We start from the raw sequence: 26,005 nt of genomic DNA, 5'->3' as shown, positions 1-26,005 counted from the left end.
TTCGTTATTTGTGTGAAAAATGCTTAAAAGGGGCTGTCTCTCAGGTTTTTAGACCTTTTGAGACAGCCCCTTAAAGCAATTTTAATCCCGTGATTCACAAACTCATTTTGATTTTATCTGTCTTTGTTTTGCTGCCCGGCTTTCAGGATCTCTTCGTTTACATCTGAAAATTGCGCAAAATTCCGGATGAAACGGTCCGAAAGTTCATTTGCTGCTTTTTCATACGCCGCTTTATCCTGCCATGTATTTCTTGGGTGCAGCATTTCACTTGGCACATCCTCCACAAAATCGGGGATTTGTAGACCAAAAATCGGATCGGCCGTAAAATTTGCCTGCTCTATCGTTCCATTTAAGGCAGCCGTAACCATAGCCCGGGTATAGGATAAATTCATTCGTTTTCCTACCCCGAACGGACCGCCGGTCCAGCCCGTATTCACTAAATAGACCTTTACTTCATGTTCCTCAATCTTCTCCCCTAGCATCCGGGCGTAAAACGTTGGTTGCAGCGGAAGAAACGGCGCTCCGAAACCTGCCGAGAAGGTCGCCTCAGGTTTTGTTACCCCACGCTCCGTGCCCGCCAGCTTCGAAGTATACCCCGACAAGAAGTGATACATGGCCTGTTCTTTTGTCAATTTAGAAATGGGAGGCAGCACACCGAAAGCATCTGCTGTTAAAAAAATCACTACTTGCGGATGTCCGGCTACTCCCGGAATGACCGCATTTGGTATACTGTTGACCGGGTACGCTGCGCGCGTGTTTTCAGTCAGAGACTTATTACTATAATCGGCAAGATGGGTTATAGGATCAATTACAACATTCTCTAAGACAGCGCCGAATTGAATAGCATTCCATATTTGCGGTTCCTTTTCCAGGGATAGATCTATACATTTTGCATAGCAGCCGCCTTCAAAATTAAACACTCCCTGATCCGACCAGCCATGCTCATCGTCTCCAATCAATTGCCGGTTATTATCGGCTGAGAGTGTCGTTTTTCCTGTGCCGGATAGACCAAAAAAGAGCGCCACATCACCTTTATCCCCAACGTTCGCTGAGCAGTGCATCGGAAAAACGTTTTTAAAAGGCAAGAGAAAATTAAGTACAGTAAATATCGATTTTTTCATCTCTCCCGCGTATTCCGTGCCACCGATCAAAATTAGCTTTCTTTCGAATGAGACAACAACAAATGTTTCTGAATTCGTCCCGTCTTCAAGCGGATCCGCCTTTAGTCCCGGTACCGTAATGACGGTAAACTCCGGTTGATGAGAAACAAGTTCTTCTTGCGTCGGGCGAATAAATAATTGGTGAACGAACAGGTTATGCCAGGCATATTCGTTTATGATTCGGATAGGAAGCCGGTAATTTCCGTCTGCTCCAGCAAATCCGTCAAACACATACAGTTCATGATCTTGCAAGTAATTCAACACTTTATCATAAATTTTTTCAAATTGTGCTGAAGACAGGGGTTGGTTCACATTCCCCCAGGCAATATGTTGATCAACACGGGTTTCTTTGACAACAAACTTATCTTTTGGTGAACGACCTGTAAATTTCCCCGTAGTCACTTGAAACGCTCCTGTTGAAGTGATTGTACCTTCCTTGCGCATCAAAGCCGCTTCAACCAAATTCGGGACAGCCAGATTGTAATGAACTTTATCCTGCTGCAAAATTTCCGCTAATTCCATTTTGTATGCTTGTCTAGTATTCATACGTTTTCTCCTCCTCCTTCTCCGAGCTTTCCTTATTACATTGCAAGCAATCGGAGTAATAGATAATAACTTTTTCTGTATCTACGGTATCGATGAGATTTCCACAGTGTTTACACAAGACCGATCCCAAATTTATAGAGCCAACGAAGTTTGCCATTTTTGCCCCATCCTTTCGCTTACGGTTTGAGCCAGCTCAATAACTCTGCTAGCGTATGCCCATTCATTATCATACCAAGCAAGTACTTTGATTTGATTTCCCATCACCATGATAGAAAGTGAATCAATAACAGCTGATTTATCGCACCCTATAAAATCCGATGATACTAAAGGCTCTTCCGTAAACCCGACATAATGGGATAATGACCCGTTTGCCGCCGTTATAAATGCCGATTTAACCTCTTCCAAAGAGACTTCACGTTTAACTTGAACGGTGAGATCAACTAATGAAACGTCTTGGACAGGTACACGGATTGAAATGCCTTCAATATTGGAAGCAAGATGAGGAAGGACATCCGCAAGCGCCTTCCCTACGCCTGTTGTAGTGGGAATGATGGATTGCGTGCAAGCACGGGCTCTCCGCAAATCTTTATGCGGATTATCCAAATGATTTTGGTCCGAAGTAAAGGAGTGAACGGTTGTCATCCAGCCATTCTTAACTTGAAAAGAATCATCCAAAATACTTAGCAAAGGTGCAACGCAGTTTGTTGTACAAGAAGCCGCTGAAAGAATCGAATGCTGCGACAAATCAAGCAAATGATCATTAACTCCCATGATCACAGTAAGATCCATTTGCGTTCCAGGCGCTGTGACGATTACGGTGGATGCCCCGGTTTTCAAATGTTTCAGTGCACCCTGCCGATGATTAAACTTGCCCGTAGCATCAATTACAACGTCTACATCCATCTGACCCCATCCAATATTTTCAGGTTCACGTTGATAAGTTACCTGCACAGGATGACTATTAATAACGAGCATCCCATCCTTTACTGTAATAGCAGCATCCCATGTTCCATGCACCGTATCATACTTTAGTAAATGAGCTACCGTTTCAGCAGGATAGACGGAATTAATCGCTTTCAATTCGATTTGACTCGTACCGCCAGACAACATCTTTCTAACCAGTAATCTACCAATTCTCCCCATGCCACTAATTCCTAGTCCTGCAGTCATTGAGTTCTCCTTTCAAAGTAAAAGATAATTTTTCCTTAATTAAGATATAACATATCGATATATAATACACAATATATAATTTATATGTTGTGCTATTTTGGTCATATTGTTCATAAGTGACGCACTAATTGTTCTCTAAAAGTTCACAACTCCTATAATCAAAGCCGTTACCAGCATAACTAGCGTTGAGCCGATCGCCCATTTGAGCGTAAACCGCTGATGATCGCCAAAATTAACTCCGGCCAATCCGACAAGCAAATAAGTTGACGGCACCAATGGGCTTAATAGTGAACCGGCTGACCAAGCAGCGAGGCTCTTCCCATTTCTGCAGGATCGATCCCGTACGTATTCGCCGCTTCAGTAATAAGAGGTAAAATCCCGAAATAATAGGCATCATTTGACATAAAGAATGTTAGGGGCATACTGGTAATAGCCGCAATGACCGGCAAATGCGGACCAAGTGCGTCCGGTATCATATCCACTAGGGTAAGAGCCATAGCATCCACCATCTTTGTACCCGTTAAAATTCCTGTAAAAATCCCTGCAGTTTAGCCAAATGAGGCGCGGCCGTTTATAGTCCGTCTCCTCAAGCGCAGCCGCCATCCCGCTGTAACATCGGGTTCAATTTCATTTAAAGAGGAATATAATAGGAGTGAACAACTGGGAGGCATCCAAATGCAGTGCACTCATGGCTCTCGCAGTCGGTCCTCCCAAGGTGTAATATTCATAACGCCGCTGGCAAGCATGGTTACAGCTGTTAGTATAAGCGGGTTCATATCGAGTCTCTTATATAAGGGCAGCATGACTGCAACGACAATCATATACGTTGTCGAACCGTCACCGTCAAGCGATAAAAGCAGTGCCAGCACTGCAGTTCCGACAACGATTTTAACGGGGTCTCCTTTAACCGCCTTTAATGTTCGATTTACAAGCGGACCAAACAAGCCGGTATCAATCATAATTCCGAAATATAAAATACCGAATATGAGCATAACGCCTGTTGGGGCGATCGTTTTAACACCTTCCATCATCATGGGTCCGATATCCGTACCAAATCCGGCAATCAGAGCGAATAAGACAGGAATTAAGATGAGTGCAACGATAGCAGACAGCCGCTTTGACATAATCAGAAACATAAAAACAGCAATCATAAGAAAACCAAGAATCGATAACATACGTTAAACCTCCAATTTCATTTCTTCCACATTGGCACATCTACATTGGCTTCGTTCATCTCGTTTTCGCATACTCCACATGTACGTAGGTGATTCATGATTAATCCCCCTCCTTTGAAAGCGATTTCATTTTAAAGTGATTATATAAGATCATTGTCATGACGGAAATATTACGAGCTTAAGCTTTATAAATACCTTTAAATTCTTTTCCACAATAAACGCAACGGATAAAAGGAAGAAAGGGCCTATGTTGACACTGCTGAGGTTGATCACAATAAAAAAAGCCTTGCTGGACAGCAAGGGTTCTGAACGTTTTAAAATTATGTTGACCTGAACAGGGTTTCGAAAATGTAGAGGCTTTTACTGAAAGCTTCGAGAAAGCAGATACAGGTGAGATCGATGCTGAACAGGATAAAACCATACCTAAGTGATACGCGATTATCAGAACACTGCTTTAATCCTTTAATCCTCCTATAATCAGCGGTTCATAAACTTCTCGCTTGCCATCACACTCCACTTTCGGGAACTTCCCGTGCCACTTCTCGCCTTCAGGGTTAGGTGATCCGTCACAGACTTCCAGGTCTCTTAGCTCCCAATTCAATTTTTACTTCATGATACTAGATAAAGTTGGTACTCACTCCGAACAGGTAACTGTTGTATCATCAGAATGAAAAGGAGTGATTCAAAATGCAGAAAATAATGAAAGTAATAATAATTTTATTTGGTATTTTGATCGCTTTGTGTTTTGCATATCTTATTGGATTATGGTTTATCATTCGTACTTTTCCATTTGCACCTTAAATAACTTTTAGATAATACCTCTCGCATGATCCTCAATATTCATTTTGATACACCCGAAAAACTTCCCGAAAACTTCCCGGGTTTTACCCTACAAATGGGAATACCTCACGTGATATATTCTTCCTGTAAACACTACACAGAAGGGGAGGTAATCACGATGAAAAAAGCCGTTGCTTTTATAATTATCGCTGTAGCATTTTTAGTTGGAACCACTTTCGCAACAATTAATGCTGAACATATTTATGCTATTACTTCTTGCCATTAGCTTGGACATACATGTTTCATCATATGTAAACTGACCTTAAAAACAAAAAAAGCCTTGATTATCAAGGCTTTCGACGTTTAAGTTATGGTGATCTGAACAGGGTTCGAACCTGTGACCCCTACCCTGTCAAGATAGTGCTCTCCCAGCTGAGCTATCAGATCACGTTAGTGACAAGTAATAATATATCAGGATTAAAAACTGAAGTCAATCACTTTTTTCTCTTTTTATACCTGGTTTATCGTTTCCGCACGGTCAGAATAGTACATAATGAAAGTATATGGTTAACGTTACCTCCCAATAAATCAAATCCAGCTAACGGTATAAAAAAATAATATGTTCATACGATATGCAACAATTTTTCTTCTCGCTGCGTCATGTAAGTGCTGCAGCAAATTGAAGAAGAGGTGACAGAATGAAGAAACGTTCATTTATTGTATTGGCGCTAGTTGCTATGATGCTTTTCACACTCGGACAAACCGTCTGGGCATTTAAGGACATTAAAAATGATCCGAATGAACAAAAGATTATTGAGCTTAAAAAACTAGGGGTATTAAGTGGCGATCAAAAAGAGGATAAATTCAATCCTAAGGGCAAAGTGAGTTATGCAGCCGGCATTTCCATGATCGTAAAAGGCTTAGATCTCAATATTGACCACATTCGTTTCATTAAAGAACCGAAGGCGAGCGATTATTTTCCTAACCTGAAGGATGATGCTTGGTATTCCAAAGCCTTCATTATTGCCAACCTGAACGGGCTTGAAATTCCGAAGACAGTTAAGGCTAACGACACCATGACTCGCGAGCAATTCGCCCATCATTTATTTAAAGCGATTCTAACGAAGGGTGACTTTGCGTTTATCGAAATTTTCATGACGCTTGAGGATGAGGCTGATGTGAATAGCGCCTACATGGATAGCATCCAAAAGCTGATCATTAGCAAAGTTGTTACACTAGACAGCTCGAACAAATTTTATCCAAAGCAAGCGATTACGCGCAGTGATGCTGCAGGATGGCTCCATGACGCGATTAAATTTGTAAAGGAGACGACGCCTATCCCTGAACTTCCAGAGCAGCCTGCCTTAGACTTGAAACTATCGGTAACTGCTGTTAACTCTGATATCAATAAAGTAACGGTCAGCACACAAGTGCCGCACCCTGGTTACAGCATACGTATCTCATCCATCGGCTTTGAAGGTGATAAAGCTGTGATTAATGTCGAAACCGTATTGCCAGATCCGGATAAGATGTATCCTCAGGTCATGACCGACGTGCAAGTTTCCACCTATGTAGACGCGGTGTTCAAACCGGTGCTGCCATCAAAGACTAGCGCTGATGAATCTGTGTCTAGCAGCGGTTCAGCAGCAGAATAAATCAATAAGGCTTCTCCACATGTCTGATCAGCGTATCAGACAGCGGAGAAGCCTCTTTTCACTTCAAACAACACTTATATTTTATTGAGTTCTGAAAGCAATGGTATACGCCAATCAATGGCGGCAGCCCCCATGCTCTCCAGAAATGAATTAGCCCTCGAAAAAGGTTTGCTTCCAAAGAAACCCTTTCTTGCCGCAAAAGGGCTTGGGTGAGGCGAGACGATGATATGATGCTTGTCCCCATCAATGTTCGCTGCTTTCTTTTGCGCATGCTTGCCCCAAAGAATAAATACGATAGGACGCTCTCTTTTGTTTAAAGCTTCAATAATTGAATCGGTAAACCGTTCCCATCCCATGCCTTGATGCGAATTAGGGTTACCCTCCTCTACGGTAAGCACCGTATTTAAGAGCAATACGCCCTGCTTCGCCCATGCTTCCAAGCTGCCATGATCAGGAATCGGACAACCCAGGTCCGCCTCAAGCTCTTTATATATGTTTTGAAGCGAAGGCGGTACCTTCTCGCCAGGCATTACCGAGAAGCTAAGACCCTGCGCTTGCCGGGGACCATGGTAAGGATCTTGTCCCAAAATAACAACCTTCGTTTGTTCGTATGATGTATAATGAAGCGCTTTTAAAATATCCCCTTTGCTCGGATAAACGTTCATCGTATTATATTTATGCTCAAGCAAAGACAGAAGCTCTCGCATATAAGGAGCTGACATCTCACTCTCTAACTGAATTGACCAATCATTGCTTAATGCTATCGTCATTGCAGTTATCTCCTTTACACCCTTATACAAGAGTAAATCTATATTTAAATAAAAACCTCCCCCGACTTTACCTGAACACTCAGATAAAGACGAAGGAAGCCCACGTACTCGGTATTTTTCTGTGCTTCTATAATAATCTTAGCATAGGCAAAATTAGAACACAATCATAGTCCTTGCGAACGTGAGATCGTCCTCGACAATTCTAAATTTCGTCCATTATGAATCCTGCCGCTGCAGTGCCATTTCCGGTACAGAGGGGTGCTCCGGCCTGTCAATGAAAGATTTCAACCGGCTTATTTCCACACCTGCAAGCATCATTATGCCGATACCGTGATTATCGTTAACGACGGTCCGTAGATCGTACATGTAATAGTCAGGCGAGAACGAGTAACGTGACCCGCTACATACGCCGTGCACGTTGCCTTGACGATCAATTGCCCCGCCGGTCAGTCCCCGCCAAGCTTTAAGCGCCGCTGCTGCATAGGTGTCCTTGCTGTCCAACCAACCAAAACGCACCCCTCTTGCGAATGCGTAAACGAACATGGCGGTGCAGGATGCTTCCTCATACGCCTCCGATTGATTAAGCACTTGATGCCATAATCCTGATTCTCCCTGCAAAGCAGCCACCCCCGCGCACATGTCACGGAACATGGCCAGAAGCGCTTCCCGATCTTTATGATCGTCAGGCAGCTTCTCAAGCAGCTCCGACAACGAGAACAGACTCCAGCCGTTGCCGCGTCCCCACGGCACGCGCGTCGCCTTGCTATATTTAAAGTCAAATACATGCGACATAACGCCTTCCGACTCCATAAACAAATAACGTTTGAACAACAGAAATTGTCTCGCCGCTTCATCGAGCGCTTCGCGTTTTCCTGTCGCCGCAGCATACCTCGTCAGGAAAGGCGCGCTCATGTACAGATCGTCCGCCCACATCGTATCTGCCGCATACTCGCCTACGCACAGCCTATAGAATGCGCCGTCTTCTCTGCGTTCCAGCTTATGGAGCATAAAATCAGCAATTACATCTGCAATACGGAGGTAACTCTTCTCCTTCGTTTGCAAATAAGCCTCAAGCATCGCCGAACCGAACGAGCCACAGTTATCCAGCATCCGGATTAAAACAAGCTGGTGGTTAACGGACGGAAATCCGTATTCTTCCCGGTCCCATAAGGAATAATCGTACATATCCGTGCAGCTGCGGATGTGACCGATCGCATAATCGGACACGTCTTGCCGGTTCAGCTCGCGAGCGGTTCGCAGCAGTCCGTACATCGTAACGCCGAGCGGATAATCCCATCGCCCGTAGTTCGTGGCGGTGCCGGTCGTCCATTTGTTGCTCAGCATCGCATTCTCGTAGTAAGGCCGAACCCGCGTCTCCGGTGCGTCCAGCGACCAATATGCGCTGCCGGCGGAGCGGCCTTCGAGGTCTACGGCAGGAAACAACGCAGCTGTCGTACAGACAGACGAAGGGTCGTGCTTATCAGCAGAATCCAGCGGACCCGCATACAACCATGCCCCACCACTTCCATGTACGGCAACAGGCAATTCGAATGAAAGCGGTTCCGCTCCCGCAAAAGCGCCTAGTTCAAAGCCCCAACCGCTCGGACCGCTGACGCTGCGAACCAGCAGCTGGCGGATCCCGGGACTAACGGGAACTGCTGTCCGGAATGAGCCCGACTCCTCAAGATCCACAACCGGTTGGCCGTTCAGCCAAATTGTCGTCGGCCCAAAGGCATTCCCCTCCAGAACTACTGTTTCTTCTTCGGCCGGCACGGACAGTCCGGTCCAGCCTAATGCTGCAGCCGGTTGCGCAGGACGACCGAAAAGCCGCTCGAAGTTAGGCAGCACCGCTTCTTTCGTAGTCCAACTCGTTCGGGGCTGCCACGTCAATCCGCTTAACTCTTCCGGCAGAGAGTAGTCGGGAAACATTCCTTCGCTGCCAAACACCGATGCTTTCACTGGCCCTGCATAAACCCAACCCGCACTTCCCGCTCGGCCGGCAAAAGGAGCAAGGACCTGCAGGATGCGGACCTTCGCCTCCTCAGCGCCGAATCGGCACCCGAAGCCGGCTTCCGTCTTGCGAGCTTCGATTAGGACAGCATTCCAGCCTTTGCGGAAGAGCAGCGGAATAACAACTCTCGCGTCAGGCTTCATCTCATCCACCGCATTCGACCGGTAAACCTGCTCTTCATTGACATACAGCCGTACCGGCCCGAACGGCTCCATGATGCCGTCTATCGAGCGCTCGTCGTCGCTCCAAACGAGACCGAACACGTATGCGAAATCGCCATTCTTCGCATACGGCAGTTTGCCCGACATATTCATATCGTACAGCCCTTCCCTATTTTGCAGCACGCCCGATTTGGCAAAAGCGCGGAGCGCAAAGGGAACTGGTGGGTTCGCGCCGATATAACGGCCGGACAATACCTCCAATATGCGGCGATCATCGTCGCCGAACCAATAGCGTACGCTTTCGCGGGGCTCCATATAGACGGTCATCGAATCATCTCCCCGTTTCCATTTGATGAGACCAATCCAGTTTCTCCTTCGTTTATTTCAAGCCGAGAAAGCCGGATGTCGAACGTTCTGTTATACGGCGTCATCAGATTGACGACCAGTGTTTGGCAATCTGCCGGATAGCTTATATTGTTGAGCGCCTTCGCCCAGTGCTCGTGCGCTCCGCTGTCCAGTTCAATACAATCACTTCCAGAAGTAAAACGAGCTGTACCTTCTTTCCAGAAAAGGGTTCCTGCCGCCGCCGGCTCAAGGCCTTTCCCGGATAACTCTCCTTCGCTGCTGAACACAAAGGAGATTTGCGTCATCAATACTTCCGGCTGCTCGCAGTGAATATGGATCCTCCAGCCTTGTTCGTATTCCGTTAATTCAACTTCGACAAGATGGTGCTGCTCGTGTGTTATTTCCCGAAGATGATGCGGCAGCAAATACCAAGGGCTAACCGGTCCGCCTGCCGTTTCCGGCAAATGCGTGCCCGGGACTGGACCGTAATAACCTTTCTTTTCGGTTGCCGTTAACCGGTATCCTTGCTCCAGCTGTTCCATGTGCTTTAGCTTGACGAAGCCGGGCTCAAACGACGTGCCGATTTGGACGGCGAGCAGCCGCGCAGCGCCATGCCGCAGTGCGAAGAAGGAGTTCGTCTCGGTCATGACGGTGACGCTTGTCGCCCCGTCCCGCTGGCGGGCGACCGGAGCGCCGAAATCAGGATGCAGCCGGCTGTGATAAATCCGGCCGCCGTGCCCTGCCGCCTCCATGCCACCCAAGAAGCGCTCTCTCGGAAAGTCGCGGTTTATTAACACCCGGTACCGGTCCGGCAGCTCGCCAGGTTCGACCGTACGTTCGCGAAGCTCCGGGTAACGTAAAAAGCCGATCAACGCATTATTGGGCAGCCAGCCGGGATGAGCCAGCGCCTGGCCCGCGAGTTCTGCTAACGCGGCAAACAGCGGATCCCGGTCGCGGTTCTCCATCAGCTTCGTAACGAGGAAATAGCCCCCCATATCATATTTGCTGCCGAAATCCTGGCGGCCGGAATAATCCGTTACCACTTCGCCGTCCGGATGAATCAAATAGACCATCATCCGTAAGTTACGGCGAATCGGCTCCAGCAATTCAGGACGGTCGAACAGCTCCGCCGCGTAAAACAGGACGATATCGCTGACTCCGTTATATATGCCGTTGCTCCGCTCCGTCCACTCTCCATCTTCCGTGCAGTCTATTCCTTCCGCCAGCCACTCATCCGCCCGTTCCTTCAATTCGGGTTGCCCTGTCATCTTGTACAAAAATCCAAGCGCCGCAGTGATAACCCAGCGGTGATTCGGAGTGTGGCAGCCGCCGGTCAGCAGTGCCGGGATCGTTCTCTCCAGGAACAGCCGGATATCCGCTACTGCATTTCGTAAAGCTTTCCATTCATGAGCGGCCAGCAGCTCGTACACCTGCGCCAGACCACCCACAACGAAAGCGGTATCCGGCGGGGAGTGCATATTCGTCCATCCGGGCGAAATCGTACCGTCGGCATGCTGGAATCGCAACAAGAACTGCGCCCCCAGTTCCAATCGAGACAGCAGTTCTTCATTGTGGTAAAACTGTGAATCTTCATTAATTAAAGCTGCCGTCCATAACGCCATCACCATCGGCGTTCCGCCATGAGTCGGCCAAGCGATCCCGTTCACAGGATCGGCAACCCCACCGTAAAACATGCTGCTGCTGTCGAGCACCTGATTATCCATACCGTCTTTCACCCAATAATCGTTAACCGAAACCAGCTTCTCGTACATCATCATCATCTCTCTTTCCATAAACAGCTACTCCTTGATTGATGCAAGCTTTGAGATCAACAAATCATGGCTCGCCTCAATCTCCTCCGGCTTGCAGGCCGCTTTCAGCTCATAGACCTTAACCTCAGCCGCCGCAATAATCGGAAGGAAACGGTCGAAATAGGTCATGTCTCCGCTATGCACGTATGGGCACCAATGGTCGGATAGTCCGATTGTTTCATGAATATGAACGCCTACGACGTTTTCCTTGATCGAATCCATTTCCAGCATGTTGTCGTATAGACCCATCCGTTCCATCATCATGCCATGGCCAAAATCGTACCATAATCCGACCGGCGCGCCTTTCATCCGGTCAATAACCGTTTTCGCCTCCAGCAGCGTAGGCATTTGATAACATCTCGAACGCGTTTCGATGCCGATTGCGATGTCCCAGCCTTTGGCGGCGATCCGGTCGCACGCTTCTTCCAGACTGTGCTGAATGCGCCGCAAATAATGGTCGCTGAGCGACTCGCGGCGCTCCAGCATTTCATTCCACAGCTTCATGTACGCCTCTGAATCACGGCCCTGCTCCTTATAAATGCCTTTTAGTTCATTATCGATATTATAATCGAACGGTACCTCACCCGGATGAACGACAACCGCCTGAGCCCCGTATCGATTGGCATATTCCGCAGTTAACAATAGCAAATCGATCGCCCGCTTCCGCTTCTCCTCATCGTCGAAACCGAGCAGGACGGAATCGGTGCCGTAATCGGGATCGGCGTTGTAAGGAAACGTACTATGCACGCTGGAGACGCCGATTTCCCCACCTTCGATCATTGGTTCGATCGTAGCGAGCAGCTCATTCGTTACGTTATAATTCAGCTCCACGCGTTGAAAGCCAAGTGCGCGAATTTCCTCTATCATCTCGCTTCCGACGGTGTGTCGTTTAATGTTCCAGCACGTCGAGAATGAATATTCTCCTTTTGACTTTCCCATAACTCCACCGGCTCCTTATCCCTTTCCCAGAAACAGCAACTTACCCTTTCACCGCTCCAAGCATAACGCCGCTTACAAAATAACGCTGCAGCCACGGATAAACGATCAAAATTGGTACGGTAGCAAATATTACGCTGGCTGCCTTCAAGCTTTCCGGCACGACTGTCGCCATCTGCGCCCCTTCCATTTGCATCAGCTCACTGATCATATTGTTTTGAATAAGCTGATACAGCTTCAACTGCAGCGGATAAAGTTCAGGAGTATTAATGTACATCAGCGTATCGGAGAAACCGTTCCAACGACCCACCGCATAAAACAGACTGAGCGTTGTAATTACCGGGAGCGACAACGGAAGCATGATGCTAATAAGCGTCCGAAAATGACTGCTTCCATCGATTTCGGCCGATTCTTCCAAGCTTTCCGGAATATTGTTAAAAAACGAAATTAAGATGATCAAATAAAAAGGGTTAATTAATCCAGGTAACACGAGCGCCCAAATCGAATCGAGCAAATTTAAATTCCGGACCAGAATATATTCGGGGATAATGCCGCCGCTGAAAAACATCGTGATGACTACAATAAACATGAAAACTTTGCGGCCCTTCAGTTTCTTTTTGGATAATGGATAACCCATCGCAATCGACATGACCATACACAGCACGGTAAACAAACAGGTTAGCAGCACTGTGAATCCGAGGGAACGAATCATCGACGGATCGGAAAACACTTTAAAATAGGCTTCAAAATTCAATTCAACTGGAAACAAGCTCACTTCCCCAGACACTATAGGCCGAACCGAGCTTAAAGAAATGGCCAGTATATGAAGAAATGGAGCCAGACAAATTAGCGTGCAAACTAATAAAATGATAAAGTTGACGGTATCGAAAACCCGGTTAGCGGTTTGTTCTTTCATGTCGTCCGCTCCTTTCAAATATTCACGATCAAGATGAAGACATAATTTTATTGCCCTCTACAAGATGCTTTCATCTGTCAGCTTTTTGGAAGTATAGTTGGCACCGAGGACAAAGATAAGCCCGACAACCGCTTGGAATAAGCCGACCACAGTTGCAAGCGTATACTGGCCTGATTCGATTCCGATGCGATAAACGAAAGTACTGAGCACGTCTGAATATTCCCTTACCGCTAAATTGCCGATTACATAAGGTCGTTCGAAACCGATTGATATCATATGACCTAAATTAATGATGAGCAGCACGACGATTGTCGGCTTCAAGCCCGGAAGCGTAATATGCCAAATTCGTTTGAGCCTTCCCGCTCCATCAATTCCTGCAGCTTCAAATAACTCTTTATTAATACCGGTGAGCGCGGCCAAATAAATGATCGTCCCCCAGCCTGCACTTTGCCAGACTCCGACAAGAAGATAGGTTATCAGCCAATCGCTTTTGTCGGTCAGAAACGGAACCGCTTCAAATCCTAATGACATCAACAAATTATTGACCATACCAGACTCGGTACCGAACACTTGATAGACAATACCGCCAATAATAACCCAAGAAATAAAGTGCGGGATATACAAAATCGTTTGTGACAGCTTCTTAAACCAAACCGCTTTCAACTCATACAGCAGAATAGCTAGAATTAGCGGCGCTGGAAATGAAACAAGCAGATCAAGAAAATTAAGCATCAGCGTATTGCGAAGCGTAAGGTAAAAATCGCGCATCCCGAATACTTCTCTAAAAGCCTCAAAACCAATCCATTCGCTTCTGTGAATCCCCTGAAAAAAATTAAAATCCTTGAAAGCGATCTGAATGCCGTACATTGGACCGTATTTGAAAATAATGAAGTAGGTCAGCGGTAAAACAAGCAGCGCATACAGCTGCCAATATCTGCGTAAATATGCGATCGCGCTCACAGCGGTCCCTCCTTTATGCGACCGGTTCATGCAAGGAGACGAGGCAAAGCCCCGCCCCTGTGCACTAGCCGGGCTTAATGCAAATTATTTCGATTGCATCTCTTTATAAACTTCTGTACGTTCGTCGAGAATCGCCTGTCCGCCGCTCGCCATATAATCTTTAATCATCGTTTCATAAATGCTCTCGAATTGGTCCGGTTTCGCCATCGTCATCTTGACGATGATTTCATTAAATTTATCGAGCAGCGTCGTTGCGTATTTCGTTTGCGCTTCAATCGGTCTGTCCATAAGTACTGGATCTATCGTGTCCGCATTTGCGATTTGCTGCGCAACAGCGACTTGTTCATGGAACTGCTTCGGCATTTGGAGCGCTCTAGCCTTCAGATTTTTTTCCAAGCTCCCTAGCTGTTTTCCATTCGAAATAATCGCCATATCGCCTGCGTTGTACATCCGGTTTAAAGCTTCTTCCGTTTGGTTTTCCACAGCAACCGGAATGTCGTCTACCAACGTGTAATTTTCGCCCTCGATACCGTTCTGAATGGTGAACAGGTTATCGCCCGAAGCCATCCAGTCCAAGTATTTAATGGCTTCGACCGCTCGTTCGCTTGATTTTGGAATCATAATGTAAAGACCGTTCGGAGCGTACTTCGGCTTCGCATGTTTGCCTTCGTCGTTCGTATATACATCTACTGCAGCTATCTCCGCACCCTTTACATTTTTTTGCAGCAGGTCATAACTACCGTTTTCATAGTAAATGTTGATGTCATCTTCGCTGAAGAAACCGACTTTACCATTCGATATGTCTTCACCTAATTTTTTCTTGTCTTTATCGAGCCCGAAATCTTTGCTGATCAAGCCTTCATTGTAAAGCTTGTTCATAAATTGAAGCGCATCTTTAAATCCTGGCAGCAGTATTGGATAATCGTTGGAGCCCAGCTGTTGAGTCAAAGTATATCTCTCTTCTTCAGAAACGGACTTTATGAATGACCAGATAAGCGGCTCATATTGAGCCGAAGCGATTGTCATGCCTAGCGGAATCACTTGGCCGCCCAATTCACCCGGATCCTTTTCTTTAAACGCTTTTAACGTTTCATAAAGCTCATCTGTCGTTTGAGGAACCGGCAGACTTAGTTTATCCAGCCAATCTTTACGAATGAAAGACGCGTACTTGCCTAAATTTGAACGTTTCGCCGGAATGGCGTATTGCGTACCTTCGAATTGACCGTAGCTAAGAACATCTTCCCCCAAAAACTGCTTTAAGTTAGGACCATGCTCGTCGAGCAGCGGACCAAGGTCGGTGAGACCTCCTTGCTTCGCATACCGATTAAAGGTATTTGGGTCATACGTAAATACGATGTCCGGCACGTCACTTCCGCTTGCCATCAATACATTTAACTTCTCCACTTCTTCTGAGCGAGGTACAGGAACGTATTTGACATCAATGTTGTTCGGCTTTCCGAAATTTTCCCCGATCCACTTCGTCCAATAGTTATCTGTGATGGTGTAGCCCGCCGGAGAATTACCCCGATCGAATACTTCAATTTTAAGGGTAACCGGCTTCTCTGATGTACCGCCGTTTGCTCCTTCAGCAGCATTCGGCTCATTTTTCGAGGAACAAGCAGTGAAGAGCAATGAACATATTAGGACTAGCAACAGCAAAGATCTCTTTGTACCCGTGTACCGTTTTCTTTTCATGTTTCTAAACATCGTTCCAACCCCTTCTTCGTATCGTATATTATTCTGTTCAGGTTGCACGATCTTATTGAGATAGCGCTTTCATATCCGTTATTGCAACCCGAACCGGAATGACCAAAGTATTACACGTCACCCGATTAAGTCGCAATAAACTAGTTTCAAACCAATAAACCTGAAGTTAAATATCCAATATTTGTATAAGTTAACCATTGTCGTGCAATAAACATTTTTCAGAAACTGGCGGATTGACGGGCTTTTCCGGGCTTTAGCTTAAGCTTTCTGTAATCTCCAGGCGTTACGCCGATCACTCTTTTGAACACACGTCCAAATGTAATCGAATTCGCATATCCGACCTGGAGGGCAATGTTTTGTACCGGCTCCTCGGTTTCCGCCAGGAGCTCTTCCGCCCGCTCCATCCGCAGCTTGACTATAAAATCAACGAACTTCATATTAAACTCTTCTTTAAACAAATAGCTGGCATACTTCCCTGAAATATGAAAACGGTCACTCAAATGCTTCAATGACAAATCCGGGTCTACAAAATTCTCTTCTATATAGGCTTTCATTTCATTGATCATAGCCCGATGATTTTTGGTTTCACAAAAAGCGACATAAGCCCGGTATATATCTGTTAAATGTTCAAAGAAAAGAGCTTTCATTTGTTCCAGCGAGACGGTCTCTTCCACCGTTTTCTTCCTAACGTCAGCTTTATCTCCTCTAAAATAATCCAATAAGTCGTCCGATATTTCACCAAGCTCGCTGCCGAGCATATCCATCATCGTTTGCAGCAGCATCCGAATATCTTCGTCCTTCAAGCAATCCGACTCCAGACTTTCAAACATTCTCTCCAAGTGAACGCGCCATTCGCCGGTAGACAGCCTGAACTCCCTGACCAGCTCAGCCGCCATCTGCAAATACTTATACCATCTCCGCCCCGCGTCCCCAGGCAGATCATCGCTCATGATGACGGATTCTTTGCCAAGCGACAATTTATGCTGCATGGCCTCGACTGCCGCCTTATAGGAAAGCTCTATCCGATTCCAGCCCTGCTTGACTGGGCCAACTCCAAATTGCAATGACATCCGGAGATGCTCGGATACCCAAGTACGGCCTTTGTCCGCAAACAGACGAATCCGTTCTTTCGCGGATTGATCCTCCCCTCCTATACCAACGATGATGCCCATTCTGCTCTCACCGATCCATTCCGCCCATCCATGCATCCCGTCGTCCCGTGCCAGCTCCTGCAAGACGTTCGTCAACGCGAATTTCAACGTATTTTGGTCATGTACGGAATACCCGCTCCGGAAATCGCCGTAGTGACCAATTTCCACCACAATGAAGGCGAATTGGCCAAACGAAGTGTTATCCGGCAGCAGCTTCAAATTCAGCAGACGTTCTTCCAAATCATCCAATCTTTCTCCTTGAACAATATCAAGAAACAGCTGCCGCCTGCTAACAAGCAAGTTTTCACGCTGCTGCTTTTCATAATCCGCTGTCTGTTGAATTAAGCTATCCAGCGTTTGATCGATAATGGACAGCTCATCCATCTTGATGCCAAAGCCGTCGTTACGCAGCTGAATCGATTCGATCCGGTTCATCATCACCCGAATCGGCTTGTAGTTTTTTCTGGTGATGTAAATAATATAAAAAATGGCAAACACTACGGTTAGTAAGCCAATCACAATCCAAACATAAGAAATGACCGAGACCCAGACAAACAGCTGACCTGCTGCAATACCGCTCTCAAATGTCCATCCCAGCAAATCCGATCTAATCCGGTTTAGCACCTTTCCATCTTCTTGTCCTTCATCATTAATAGTGGTTGTAAGTGTCGAGAAAAGTAAATTTCCTGCATCGTCGCGAATGTCTAGAAACGACAAATCATCATTATTCATCGAATGAATCATTCGCTCGACGGCATACATATTTACATTAATAACAACGAACCCTTCTGTACCGAAAGGCAACGGCTCTCTCTTGTACATGGAAATGACGCGCCGGTCATTTTCCATACTCAATTCATGATAGGTACGGATCGGTGACCAGCCTTGATATTCCGGATTAGCAAGTGCCTGCTCAATGAATGCCCTGTCTGCAAATTCGTCCCATTCGACGAGACCGCTCCGCGTCAGCACCTGTTTGTCCTCGTTCCGGTATACATATATCGAATCGATCAAACTATCGTTTGCAATCAGCGTACGCATACTATCGACAACATCGAAGAGAACCTGGCGTTTTTCCCTTGTAAGCTCGATATTGAGAAAATCGCGGTATCGTTCATTTTTTTCCATTTCCTCAAGCACGTTGCGCTCAATCCCTTTAAGCGAACGGGATACCGTATCAATAATATAACCGGTTGAAATCCGATCCGCTTTCACAGTTTCCTTATGAGAAATTTCATTGACGACGATAAACGACAAAAATATTAACATCGTCACGGTAAACAAAAAGACAGGGAAATACGAAAGCAGCATTCGGCGATACCAATTTTTCTTCATATTTACACTCCTTCAGATAAGAGAGCTACTATCATAAATTTGGGAACAATATAAGATTTCGCGAGTAAGCGTTTTCTCTAACATTCTAAGAGATAATCAATAGCTATACAATGGAACGAAGTCATTTTTATAAGAATAACAAACTGTTCCGAATTTGCGAATAGAAAAAAGATCCTCCTTCGCCTCTATCTGTCAAGATCTGCAGATAGCGCAAAGTAAGGATCTTTTTTGACATTTCTATATAACATGACAATTCATTTATGGGGTAATTCTTCTGCCTTCACTATCCGTAAATTTGCTGACAATGATTAAGATGAGATCTATCAATGCCCAGATCCCTAATCCGCCTAACGTAAGCAATTGCAAAATACCTGTACCGATTTTACCTGCGTAAAAGCGATGAATCCCCAAGCCACCGAAGAAGATACATAGGAGCAATGCTGCTACAAATGATTTAGAACTTCTTTCCAACTCCAGTTCCCCCAATTGAAAGTTAGTATGAACTACATCATAATACCTTAAAAAATAATCTAATTCTTTATTGAGATATAGGAAATGGAGTTAGATTTTAACTTTTATCGCCTTTTTCGCCGCTTTTTATTTCCATAAATTCTTTCCATAAAAAAACTCCCTTAATCACTTGTTTACGGCAAGTGTTGTATGGGAGTTTTTTGGTTCATATGTATTACGATTCATTGATTATGAAATCATATAATACAAGGTATGCCGAGGACGGGAATCGAACCCGTACGGTGGTCACCCACCGCAGGATTTTAAGTCCTGTGCGTCTGCCAGTTCCGCCACCCCGGCATGTGATAAGAGCTTTGCAAATGGTGGGCCCTGAGGGACTCGAACCCCCGACCAATCGGTTATGAGCCGACCGCTCTAACCAACTGAGCTAAGGGCCCTCGAAAAACGTATATTTCAACGTAATCATCGAAAGGTTGGTTGCGGGGGCAGGATTTGAACCTGCGGCCTTCGGGTTATGAGCCCGACGAGCTACCGGGCTGCTCCACCCCGCGACGTTTGTCCATTTGATCAAAAGCTTCTTGAAATGGCGACATGAATTAATATACTATATGTGGATGTTTTAAGTCAAGCAAAATATTCAAATTAGTAAATATTTCGTATCGTTAAGGAACAAATCGCACGCCATAACGGCCTTTGCGCGACCGGAAAACCTCAACTTCACGCGGACTATCATAGCCATAAACCCACCAATCGTTTTCCATCCGTCTTACAAGGCACCCGGCTTGAAATTTCGTTTCGTAAAGTCGGACCCAGTACACCCATCTCATTCGAATCCCTCCTGATGTATGTGCACAGCAGCTGTAATGCCGCATCAGCAAAGCTTGTACCCATTAGAATACCCAAAATCGGATAATACAAGCATAGCTAGACATTCTAGTTTCTTATATTTCAAACAAATCGGGTATACTCAAATTAGGTCATTTCAAAGGAGCTGAAGACTATGTTATACGGTATCGCCGTTTTCCCGGAGAAGCACGTGCAGGATATCGCAGGCAGCTGGCGCTTGCGCCATGATCCTCACTTCTGCTTCATCCCTGCTCATATGACAGTCCGAGAGCAGGAAGAATGGTCAGATGAGCAGCTGCAGATTGCAATTGCTCATTTGGAGCAGGTAACGACCTCATTGCCGCCGTTTTCCGTTTTATTCAACCGCGTGTCCACCTTCTACCCTGTAAATCATGTGCTCTATTTAGCGCTTCAGGATACAACACCTATGCAGAAGCTCCACGAGGCAGTATGCAGCGGTCCATTAACGAATCACGAACCAAAGTATGTTTACACACCGCACGTCACGATCGGGCAAAATATGTCGGCAGACGAGCTTCATGATCTCTATGGCAATTTGCGGATGAATTCATTCAACCTAACCTCCGTAATTGATCGGCTGCATTTGCTTTATCAGACCGAAAACGGCTCATGGACTGCTTATCAATCGTTTGTGCTGCGTGGTTAAGGACGCTCTTAATTAAAGGAAAATGAAAAAAGCCCGCAAACGAGTTTTAAGTCGTATGCGGGCTCTCGGGGAATTATTCTGTTAGTCTAGCGGCATAGGTTTTCCGCCTACTCCTTCGCCTTCGCCACCATTAGGATTCGTTTTCAAACGTTCCAGAACCGCGTTGCCGCGGGTTTCCCACTCTGTAAGCGCCTCACGTGGCGTTTTCTTACCGTTCAGCACCTCCTGGAACAATTCGTAGCCAGGCTGCTGCGCTTCCCAAATACCAGGCTTCTCGCGGAAAAGTTTATCGGCATCTGTACTTGTTGGAGGCAGCGGCTTAAGGGAAGTAAATGCATCCATGTTGTACTGCAATCCGCCGATCGGCTTCAAAAATTCTTTACGCGCTACCATTTCGTAAACGCTTCTCGATTTGAGCTTCGCCCATTCTTTGCCGTTTGTAAATTTAATAAATTCCCATGCGTCTTTATCATTTTGCGCTTTAGCATTAATCCCCATTAGCTGACTAAGGTATATATTACCGCCAACCTCAGGATCATTCGGATGTGTCGGAACCGTAACGACATCCCAGTCAACCGGCTCGAAATCTTTCATTTTCGCAGCGTTGTCCTGCGCTCTTTTGAGCTCGTTAATATATCCATAATCCCCGATTGTCATGGCAACTTTTCCTTTAATAAACAAATCGCCGTAGAATGGATCATTCACTCCGGGTTCACTTTGACTTTGCTTTTCATACATCTTATTGAAAAATTCCTGCGTAGGAACAACCTCTTCTTTGTAGAGAGAGGAAACGGTTTTCCATACCTCTTCCCATTGATCGCTGTTCACAAGCATTTTTTCGCCTTTTTCGTCCCACATTTTCAATTGCAGCGCTTGGCTGTATACTTGCGTATCGTTGAAGCCGTCAGACTGCCAGCGGCTAAAGGTGAAGCCGAACTTGCGGTCCTCCCCTTCTCCTTTCGCGACTTGACGTGCGAGGTTTAGAACTTCGGACCATGGCATTTTGTCAGTTGGAGGCGCTACTCCTGCATCCGCAAACAACTTTTTATTGTAATAGAGCGCAGAAGAACTAAATGTTGGCGTTAACGCGTACAGATTACCGTCGCCTGCGGCTTTAATTCCTTCAATAACGGTAGGCACATAATCGCTCAAATCAAATTTGTCCTGCGTCACTTTCGGATCAAGCTGCTGCAGCAAATTGTCCTGCGTCATACGGCGCAGCATATTGTAGTCGAGCACAACGACATCAACCGGGTTTTGGCCGTTCAACATTTCTTTCATTTTCTCGTAAGGATCCGGTTGTGTCGTCGGTTTGGACGGATCCGTTTGTTCAAAGCGTTGATCGTCATAGTTAAGGGCGCCAACGATTTCAAATTCAATATTTGGATGCATCATTTCGTACATGTCCGTATACTGCTGACGGAAATATGGCTCATTATCCGAACCGCCGTACAATACTCCGATTCGGAGCACGCGTTTCTCCGCTGATTCGTTCGAGCCTCCACTGCATGCAGCGAGCAAGCTGATGAGCATGGCTAACGTTAAGCTAAGCATTGTAAATTTGCGAATACGTAATCCTGACAACCATTTGTTATTCATCCGATTTAACCCCCCAATGATTTAGGCGGAGTAATAATAATCCGCTCACCGTCAAACTCCATCGTTGCTTTGTCTTTAATTTGAAGAGCTGATAAATATTCCTTAGGCACTTGCAAGCGTCCGACGCGGTCTACTACGACATAGGCTTCATGTACAGCCTGCAGTCCGCTTGCCTGCGGAAGCTCTGCCTCACCTCCATCTAGAGTAATATTCGGATTTCGCTTAATAAATTCGGTACTCGTCAGGCCATCCCGAATCGCGACGACACGGTCAACCTTGCCAGCAAGCGTCAAGTCATGTGTAACGATAACGACCGTTATGCCGATTTCACGGTTAAGCTGACGGAATATACCCATAATCAAATCTGAAGTAGTTGTATCTACAGAGCCCGTCGGTTCATCCGCTAGCAGCAGCTTCGGACGGTTTGACAGCGAAATGGCGATAGCGACCCGCTGCTGCTCTCCTCCGGACAGCTGGTGCAGCTTGTTGTGCATCCGCTCCTTAAGCCCTACCCATTCCAGCAGCTGCTTCGCATATGCGCGATCCACCTTGCCGGAGAGCATCATCGGCATTTCCACATTCTCTAGCGCCGATAAGTACGGGAGCAGATTACGGGCGTTATTTTGCCAAATGAAGCCTACTGTTTCGCGCTTGTACTGAACAAGCTCCTCTTCTGAAATTTTGAGCAAATCCCAAGGACCTACCCGTACCTGCCCCGCTGAAGGACGGTCAAGACCTCCCAAAATGTTCAGAAGCGTCGATTTGCCGCTGCCGCTATTGCCGATGATGGCCATGAGCTCGCCATCCTCCACCTTCAAATTCAAGCCTTGAAGCGCAACGACCTCGAGATCGTCTGTTTTGTAAATTTTGACAAGTCCTTCGCAATCGATCATAGCCGTTAACGCTCCTCTCCCATTTTGACCGCTTGATGCACGCGCAGCCTGCGAATGTGCAGGAAGAGCAGCAACGCGCCAGTCACCATCATAAACCCGACAACGAAATAAAGCTGGTTCGTGTCATTGGAGTCAAAGACGACCCGGAATGGCGGCACCGTTTCTGCGACGTTTTCCGTTGTTTGCAGGAAGGGAAGGAAGAGCAAGCTAACCGCTTTACCAATCAGCACGCCAAGACCGATTGACAATCCTGCTGTAAACAGCTGCTCCAGCAATAACATTCCAGTCAATTGCTTACGTGATAATCCCATCGCGCGCAGCACGCCAAATTGAACAACCCGGCCAGAAAGGTTAAAGAACCAATACAGCACATACCCTGCAAGAGTGATGAACACCGATACAAGAAAGCCAAGGCTCAATATACCGAATACGCCGCCCCTTGTCGGATGCTTTGATTGTGAGATGAGCTCGCTTCTTACATCCTTTACAGACGCCAGCTCTACGCCTGCCTTCTGCAGCTTTTCTATAATCGGAGCAACCTTCGCATCCGGCTCCATCTTTAGCCAAACCTCATAAGGAATGAGCGGCAATTGGTCATAAATATAATCCAAGTTCGTAATGACAAATGGTGATTTGTCCGGATATTGACTAGGCCAATAAGGCAATATGCCTACTACCGTAAATTCGAGCATACCTTCCGGGAATCCGACCGAGACCAAATCTCCCAGCTTCAGCTGGTATTTCTCAGCAACTCCTGAAGGGATGACAGCCGCATGCTCATATAATCCTAAATTATTTAAATAATGATAAGGATGCGCCGGATACAAATCGTCGCGAAACCAAGCTACTTTCGCAAAATCAACATTATCAATGCCCATTATTGTGCCTTGACCAATTGATTTGCCAGATATAACGACATTGCCCTTTGTCTGCAGCACCCGAGCTGCCGCTTCTACCCCTTCTAGGGAGCGGAATATTTCGAAAGGCGGTTCACTATACAAAATGCGTGTCGGCACCGTTTGACCGCCGCCGCTGCCGCCGCCGTTACCTCCACTGCCTCCGCCATTGCCGCCGCCTCCAGGTCCGCCGCCATTGCCGCCGTTGCCTCCTCCAGAGCCGCCCCCGTTGCCGGAGTCTCCTCCGGCTCCGCCGCGTGGCGTCGTTACAATTTCTGCCGAGCCTTCCCATACCGTTTGAATGGTGACGTCCGAGCCGTATTTATAAAGCGTCCGTTCCGTCGAATTCAAATCGATCGTTCTGGCTGCCGAAGCATTGTATACGCCTAGTCCAAGCGTCAAAACCAATAAAATCATAAGTGGATAATAGCCTTTGGACGAACGCGACAGCTGCGTAAGTGTCAAATAAAGCGGAACAGGTAAAAATTTGCGCCCGAGCCAATTAAACAATTTTAACAGCCATGGGAACAATCTTAAGAAAAATAAGCCTAACGCGAAAATAGAAAGTGCCGGAACGAAAAAGAGAAACGGTTGAACGTTTAGCTGATCCGTCGTCATTCCGGTCTGGAACGTAAGCATTTGCCGTTCGTTGAACATGTACCAGCCATAGCCGGCTGCTGCTATCAGCAGTACATCAAGATACCATCGCTGCCATCCTGGCTTGCGGTCGGAACGGGCAAGCTGCTGCTTGTAGCTGACGATCGAAGATCTGGCATAGATTACGGCTGGAATAACGGTTGCCAGTATAGCAAGTAATACAGCCGCTCCACCGGCGATGATCGCTTCTGTCGAGAAGCCGACAGGTATCGACTTACGGTTGACGAATGAGAGAAAACCGTTTGCGGAACCGATGCTTTTGGCCATGAACCAACCGATAAAAGGGCCCAAAGCGAGTGCGCTGCCGCCGAGCAGCAGCCCTTCCAGCAAATAAATCCAAATAATTTGCCTTGTACCCGCTCCCCGGCTGCGCAGCACCGCAATATCGCTGCGCTGTTTGTCGAGTGACTGACGGGCATTCATGGCGATGAAATAAAACACCATCGCGAGCATTGGGGCGGCTAGCGTGAATAGCAGCGTTTGCAGCTGCAAGCTTTGCTTCTTAAATTCGGTCAGCGTGGAAGCGAAGGATATTTCCACCCGGGTGTCTTTAAGGCGCTGATAAAGTTCAATGTTCAATCGCTCCAGCGTCCGCCCAAGCGGCGTTAATTGGCTCGTTTGAATTTCCGATAAATCAAATGCATAATACCAGCTTGCATTATGGAGCGGAATACTGTTCTTATCGAGCAGTACCTTCGTAAAAGCTTCTTCGCTAATTTGGAATGTGTTCAGCATGCCCTCCATGCCTTGATACCAATATGAACTCGTATCGTTAAGCGGCTTTACCGCTCCGACGATTTTGACCCGAAGCGTAAGGTCAAGTCCGCCGTATACCGGATATTCGAATATATCCCCGATATGTACATCATTACGGTACATCGCTTCCTCGAACATTACCGCTTCGAGCAGCTCCCCGTCTCCCTCGGCGTCTACAAACCATCTCCCCTGCGTAAGCTCCGTATTTGTTTCCAGTTCGGACATTGTCATAAGGGTAAGCTGCCGGTTGCGCCCCGCATCCACCTTCGATGAATCCTCCGGCACAACTTCAGAGCTGCGGATGGCATAGCTGTTAACAAACGTGTCAAACCGAAATCCAATCTCCTTCGGCACATTCTCAGAGATGTAACGTTCAAGCTCGGTTAACGCCGGTAAATCCGTCTTCCCGCCTGCAGGTGATTGATACCGCATAAGCAGCGATCCGGCCGGGAGCCCGGCGCTCTTCTGCTGTAACGATTCGGCTACGACCCTTTTCAATGCGCCGTCCGCGTACATCGGTATGCTTGTTGCAAAAGCTACCGCTAAGGTCAGTCCCGCCAGCGTGCTTAATGTGAGCCAGCGCGTGTTCCACATTTTGCGGAACAAAAAACGAAACAGCGGAATTCCCATC

Annotated in this window: 17 protein-coding genes, 4 tRNA genes and 1 pseudogene; 2 read left to right on the top strand and 20 right to left on the bottom strand. The window is 46.7% G+C overall.

What is annotated here, in order from left to right:
* Positions 1 to 113: 113 nt before the first annotated feature.
* The 4 genes and pseudogenes from pckA to DFP97_RS16195 all read right to left on the bottom strand — a co-directional run bounded on the left by pckA (position 114) and on the right by DFP97_RS16195 (position 5,278).
* On the bottom strand, positions 114 to 1,706 hold the full coding sequence (gene pckA, locus DFP97_RS16220) for a phosphoenolpyruvate carboxykinase (ATP) (protein ID WP_114381224.1): 1,593 nt from the start codon (positions 1,704 to 1,706) through the stop codon (positions 114 to 116).
* A 132-nt stretch (positions 1,707 to 1,838) separates the two neighbouring features.
* A complete protein-coding gene (gene gap / locus DFP97_RS16210; protein ID WP_114381222.1) occupies positions 1,839 to 2,876 on the bottom strand; it encodes a type I glyceraldehyde-3-phosphate dehydrogenase in 1,038 nt (345 codons plus the stop codon).
* Positions 2,877 to 3,011: 135 nt separating this feature from the next.
* Positions 3,012 to 4,051, bottom strand: a pseudogene (locus tag DFP97_RS31575) (CitMHS family transporter).
* A 1,151-nt stretch (positions 4,052 to 5,202) separates the two neighbouring features.
* Positions 5,203 to 5,278 (bottom strand) — tRNA-Val (locus tag DFP97_RS16195).
* A gap of 251 nt (positions 5,279 to 5,529) precedes the next feature.
* Here DFP97_RS16195 and DFP97_RS16190 point away from each other — a divergent pair.
* Positions 5,530 to 6,486, top strand: a complete 957-nt coding sequence (locus DFP97_RS16190) for a protease complex subunit PrcB family protein (protein WP_114381221.1) — start codon at positions 5,530 to 5,532, stop codon at positions 6,484 to 6,486.
* Between the two features lie 74 nt (positions 6,487 to 6,560).
* Here the strand turns inward: DFP97_RS16190 and DFP97_RS16185 are convergent, their stop codons facing one another.
* From DFP97_RS16185 to DFP97_RS30775, 13 genes are all read right to left on the bottom strand, one after another.
* Complete coding sequence (locus tag DFP97_RS16185; RefSeq protein ID WP_114381220.1) at positions 6,561 to 7,256, bottom strand: uracil-DNA glycosylase; 696 nt, start codon at positions 7,254 to 7,256, stop codon at positions 6,561 to 6,563.
* A 216-nt stretch (positions 7,257 to 7,472) separates the two neighbouring features.
* A complete protein-coding gene (locus DFP97_RS16180; protein WP_114381219.1) occupies positions 7,473 to 9,755 on the bottom strand; it encodes a glycoside hydrolase family 88/105 protein in 2,283 nt (760 codons plus the stop codon).
* On the bottom strand, positions 9,752 to 11,566 hold the full coding sequence (locus DFP97_RS16175; protein ID WP_245976298.1) for a prenyltransferase/squalene oxidase repeat-containing protein: 1,815 nt from the start codon (positions 11,564 to 11,566) through the stop codon (positions 9,752 to 9,754). Before DFP97_RS16175 ends, DFP97_RS16180 begins: the two co-directional genes overlap by 4 nt.
* A gap of 6 nt (positions 11,567 to 11,572) precedes the next feature.
* Positions 11,573 to 12,523 carry a sugar phosphate isomerase/epimerase family protein gene (locus tag DFP97_RS16170; protein WP_114381218.1) on the bottom strand — a complete coding sequence of 317 codons (951 nt, stop codon included), beginning with the start codon at positions 12,521 to 12,523 and terminating at the stop codon, positions 11,573 to 11,575.
* A gap of 40 nt (positions 12,524 to 12,563) precedes the next feature.
* Positions 12,564 to 13,436 (bottom strand): carbohydrate ABC transporter permease, encoded by an 873-nt coding sequence (locus DFP97_RS16165; protein ID WP_114381217.1) that lies wholly within the window; start codon positions 13,434 to 13,436, stop codon positions 12,564 to 12,566.
* A 57-nt stretch (positions 13,437 to 13,493) separates the two neighbouring features.
* A complete protein-coding gene (locus DFP97_RS16160) occupies positions 13,494 to 14,426 on the bottom strand; it encodes an ABC transporter permease (protein WP_114381216.1) in 933 nt (310 codons plus the stop codon).
* 54 nt (positions 14,427 to 14,480) lie between these two features.
* Positions 14,481 to 16,103 carry an extracellular solute-binding protein gene (locus tag DFP97_RS16155; RefSeq protein WP_114381215.1) on the bottom strand — a complete coding sequence of 541 codons (1,623 nt, stop codon included), beginning with the start codon at positions 16,101 to 16,103 and terminating at the stop codon, positions 14,481 to 14,483.
* Positions 16,104 to 16,321: 218 nt separating this feature from the next.
* Positions 16,322 to 18,589, bottom strand: coding sequence for a helix-turn-helix domain-containing protein (locus tag DFP97_RS16150; protein ID WP_114381214.1), 2,268 nt, complete (start codon positions 18,587 to 18,589; stop codon positions 16,322 to 16,324).
* Between the two features lie 258 nt (positions 18,590 to 18,847).
* Positions 18,848 to 19,060 (bottom strand): TM2 domain-containing protein, encoded by a 213-nt coding sequence (locus tag DFP97_RS16145; protein WP_114381213.1) that lies wholly within the window; start codon positions 19,058 to 19,060, stop codon positions 18,848 to 18,850.
* Between the two features lie 253 nt (positions 19,061 to 19,313).
* A tRNA-Leu gene (locus DFP97_RS16140) sits at positions 19,314 to 19,399 on the bottom strand.
* A 21-nt stretch (positions 19,400 to 19,420) separates the two neighbouring features.
* Positions 19,421 to 19,497, bottom strand: a tRNA-Ile gene (locus DFP97_RS16135).
* Between the two features lie 37 nt (positions 19,498 to 19,534).
* Positions 19,535 to 19,611: transfer RNA gene (locus DFP97_RS16130), tRNA-Met, on the bottom strand.
* Between the two features lie 111 nt (positions 19,612 to 19,722).
* Positions 19,723 to 19,887: a hypothetical protein gene (locus tag DFP97_RS30775; protein WP_181873548.1), complete on the bottom strand. Its 165-nt coding sequence runs from the start codon at positions 19,885 to 19,887 to the stop codon at positions 19,723 to 19,725.
* A 173-nt stretch (positions 19,888 to 20,060) separates the two neighbouring features.
* Here DFP97_RS30775 and DFP97_RS16125 point away from each other — a divergent pair, with 173 nt between their 5' ends.
* Positions 20,061 to 20,573 (top strand): 2'-5' RNA ligase family protein, encoded by a 513-nt coding sequence (locus tag DFP97_RS16125; RefSeq protein ID WP_114381212.1) that lies wholly within the window; start codon positions 20,061 to 20,063, stop codon positions 20,571 to 20,573.
* Positions 20,574 to 20,654: 81 nt separating this feature from the next.
* Here the strand turns inward: DFP97_RS16125 and DFP97_RS16120 are convergent, their stop codons facing one another.
* From DFP97_RS16120 to DFP97_RS16110, 3 genes are read right to left on the bottom strand one after another with little or no spacing between them, the layout of a single operon-like run.
* Entirely contained in the window at positions 20,655 to 22,172 is a 1,518-nt protein-coding gene (locus DFP97_RS16120; protein ID WP_114381211.1) for an ABC transporter substrate-binding protein, read from the bottom strand.
* Between the two features lie 5 nt (positions 22,173 to 22,177).
* A complete protein-coding gene (locus DFP97_RS16115) occupies positions 22,178 to 23,065 on the bottom strand; it encodes an ABC transporter ATP-binding protein (RefSeq protein WP_114381210.1) in 888 nt (295 codons plus the stop codon).
* A 5-nt stretch (positions 23,066 to 23,070) separates the two neighbouring features.
* The gene (locus tag DFP97_RS16110; RefSeq protein WP_114381209.1) at positions 23,071 to 26,004 is read right to left on the bottom strand and encodes an ABC transporter permease; all 2,934 of its coding nucleotides are present in this window, start codon (positions 26,002 to 26,004) and stop codon (positions 23,071 to 23,073) included.
* Between the last annotated feature and the right edge of the window lies 1 nt (position 26,005).

Source organism: Paenibacillus prosopidis, assembly GCF_003337375.1.
Lineage (GTDB): Bacteria > Bacillota > Bacilli > Paenibacillales > Paenibacillaceae > Pristimantibacillus > Pristimantibacillus prosopidis.
The sequence above is the reverse complement of the archived record's forward strand: the minus strand, read 5'-3'. Positions and strand labels throughout refer to the sequence as shown.

What these genes read in the sequence shown, in the direction of transcription:
- DFP97_RS16190 (WP_114381221.1), top strand. Translation starts at nt 5,530, where the DNA reads ATGAAGAAACGTTCATTTATTGTATTGGCGCTAGTTGCTATGATGCTT.
- DFP97_RS16160 (WP_114381216.1), bottom strand. Translation starts at nt 14,426, where the DNA reads ATGAACCGGTCGCATAAAGGAGGGACCGCTGTGAGCGCGATCGCATAT.
- DFP97_RS16185 (WP_114381220.1), bottom strand. Translation starts at nt 7,256, where the DNA reads ATGACGATAGCATTAAGCAATGATTGGTCAATTCAGTTAGAGAGTGAG.
- DFP97_RS16125 (WP_114381212.1), top strand. Translation starts at nt 20,061, where the DNA reads ATGTTATACGGTATCGCCGTTTTCCCGGAGAAGCACGTGCAGGATATC.
- DFP97_RS16165 (WP_114381217.1), bottom strand. Translation starts at nt 13,436, where the DNA reads ATGAAAGAACAAACCGCTAACCGGGTTTTCGATACCGTCAACTTTATC.
- DFP97_RS16170 (WP_114381218.1), bottom strand. Translation starts at nt 12,523, where the DNA reads ATGGGAAAGTCAAAAGGAGAATATTCATTCTCGACGTGCTGGAACATT.
- pckA (WP_114381224.1), bottom strand. Translation starts at nt 1,706, where the DNA reads ATGAATACTAGACAAGCATACAAAATGGAATTAGCGGAAATTTTGCAG.
- DFP97_RS16175 (WP_245976298.1), bottom strand. Translation starts at nt 11,566, where the DNA reads ATGGAAAGAGAGATGATGATGATGTACGAGAAGCTGGTTTCGGTTAAC.
- DFP97_RS16155 (WP_114381215.1), bottom strand. Translation starts at nt 16,103, where the DNA reads ATGTTTAGAAACATGAAAAGAAAACGGTACACGGGTACAAAGAGATCT.
- DFP97_RS16120 (WP_114381211.1), bottom strand. Translation starts at nt 22,172, where the DNA reads ATGAATAACAAATGGTTGTCAGGATTACGTATTCGCAAATTTACAATG.
- DFP97_RS16180 (WP_114381219.1), bottom strand. Translation starts at nt 9,755, where the DNA reads ATGACCGTCTATATGGAGCCCCGCGAAAGCGTACGCTATTGGTTCGGC.
- DFP97_RS16150 (WP_114381214.1), bottom strand. Translation starts at nt 18,589, where the DNA reads ATGAAGAAAAATTGGTATCGCCGAATGCTGCTTTCGTATTTCCCTGTC.
- gap (WP_114381222.1), bottom strand. Translation starts at nt 2,876, where the DNA reads ATGACTGCAGGACTAGGAATTAGTGGCATGGGGAGAATTGGTAGATTA.
- DFP97_RS16110 (WP_114381209.1), bottom strand. Translation starts at nt 26,004, where the DNA reads ATGGGAATTCCGCTGTTTCGTTTTTTGTTCCGCAAAATGTGGAACACG.
- DFP97_RS30775 (WP_181873548.1), bottom strand. Translation starts at nt 19,887, where the DNA reads ATGAGATGGGTGTACTGGGTCCGACTTTACGAAACGAAATTTCAAGCC.
- DFP97_RS16115 (WP_114381210.1), bottom strand. Translation starts at nt 23,065, where the DNA reads ATGATCGATTGCGAAGGACTTGTCAAAATTTACAAAACAGACGATCTC.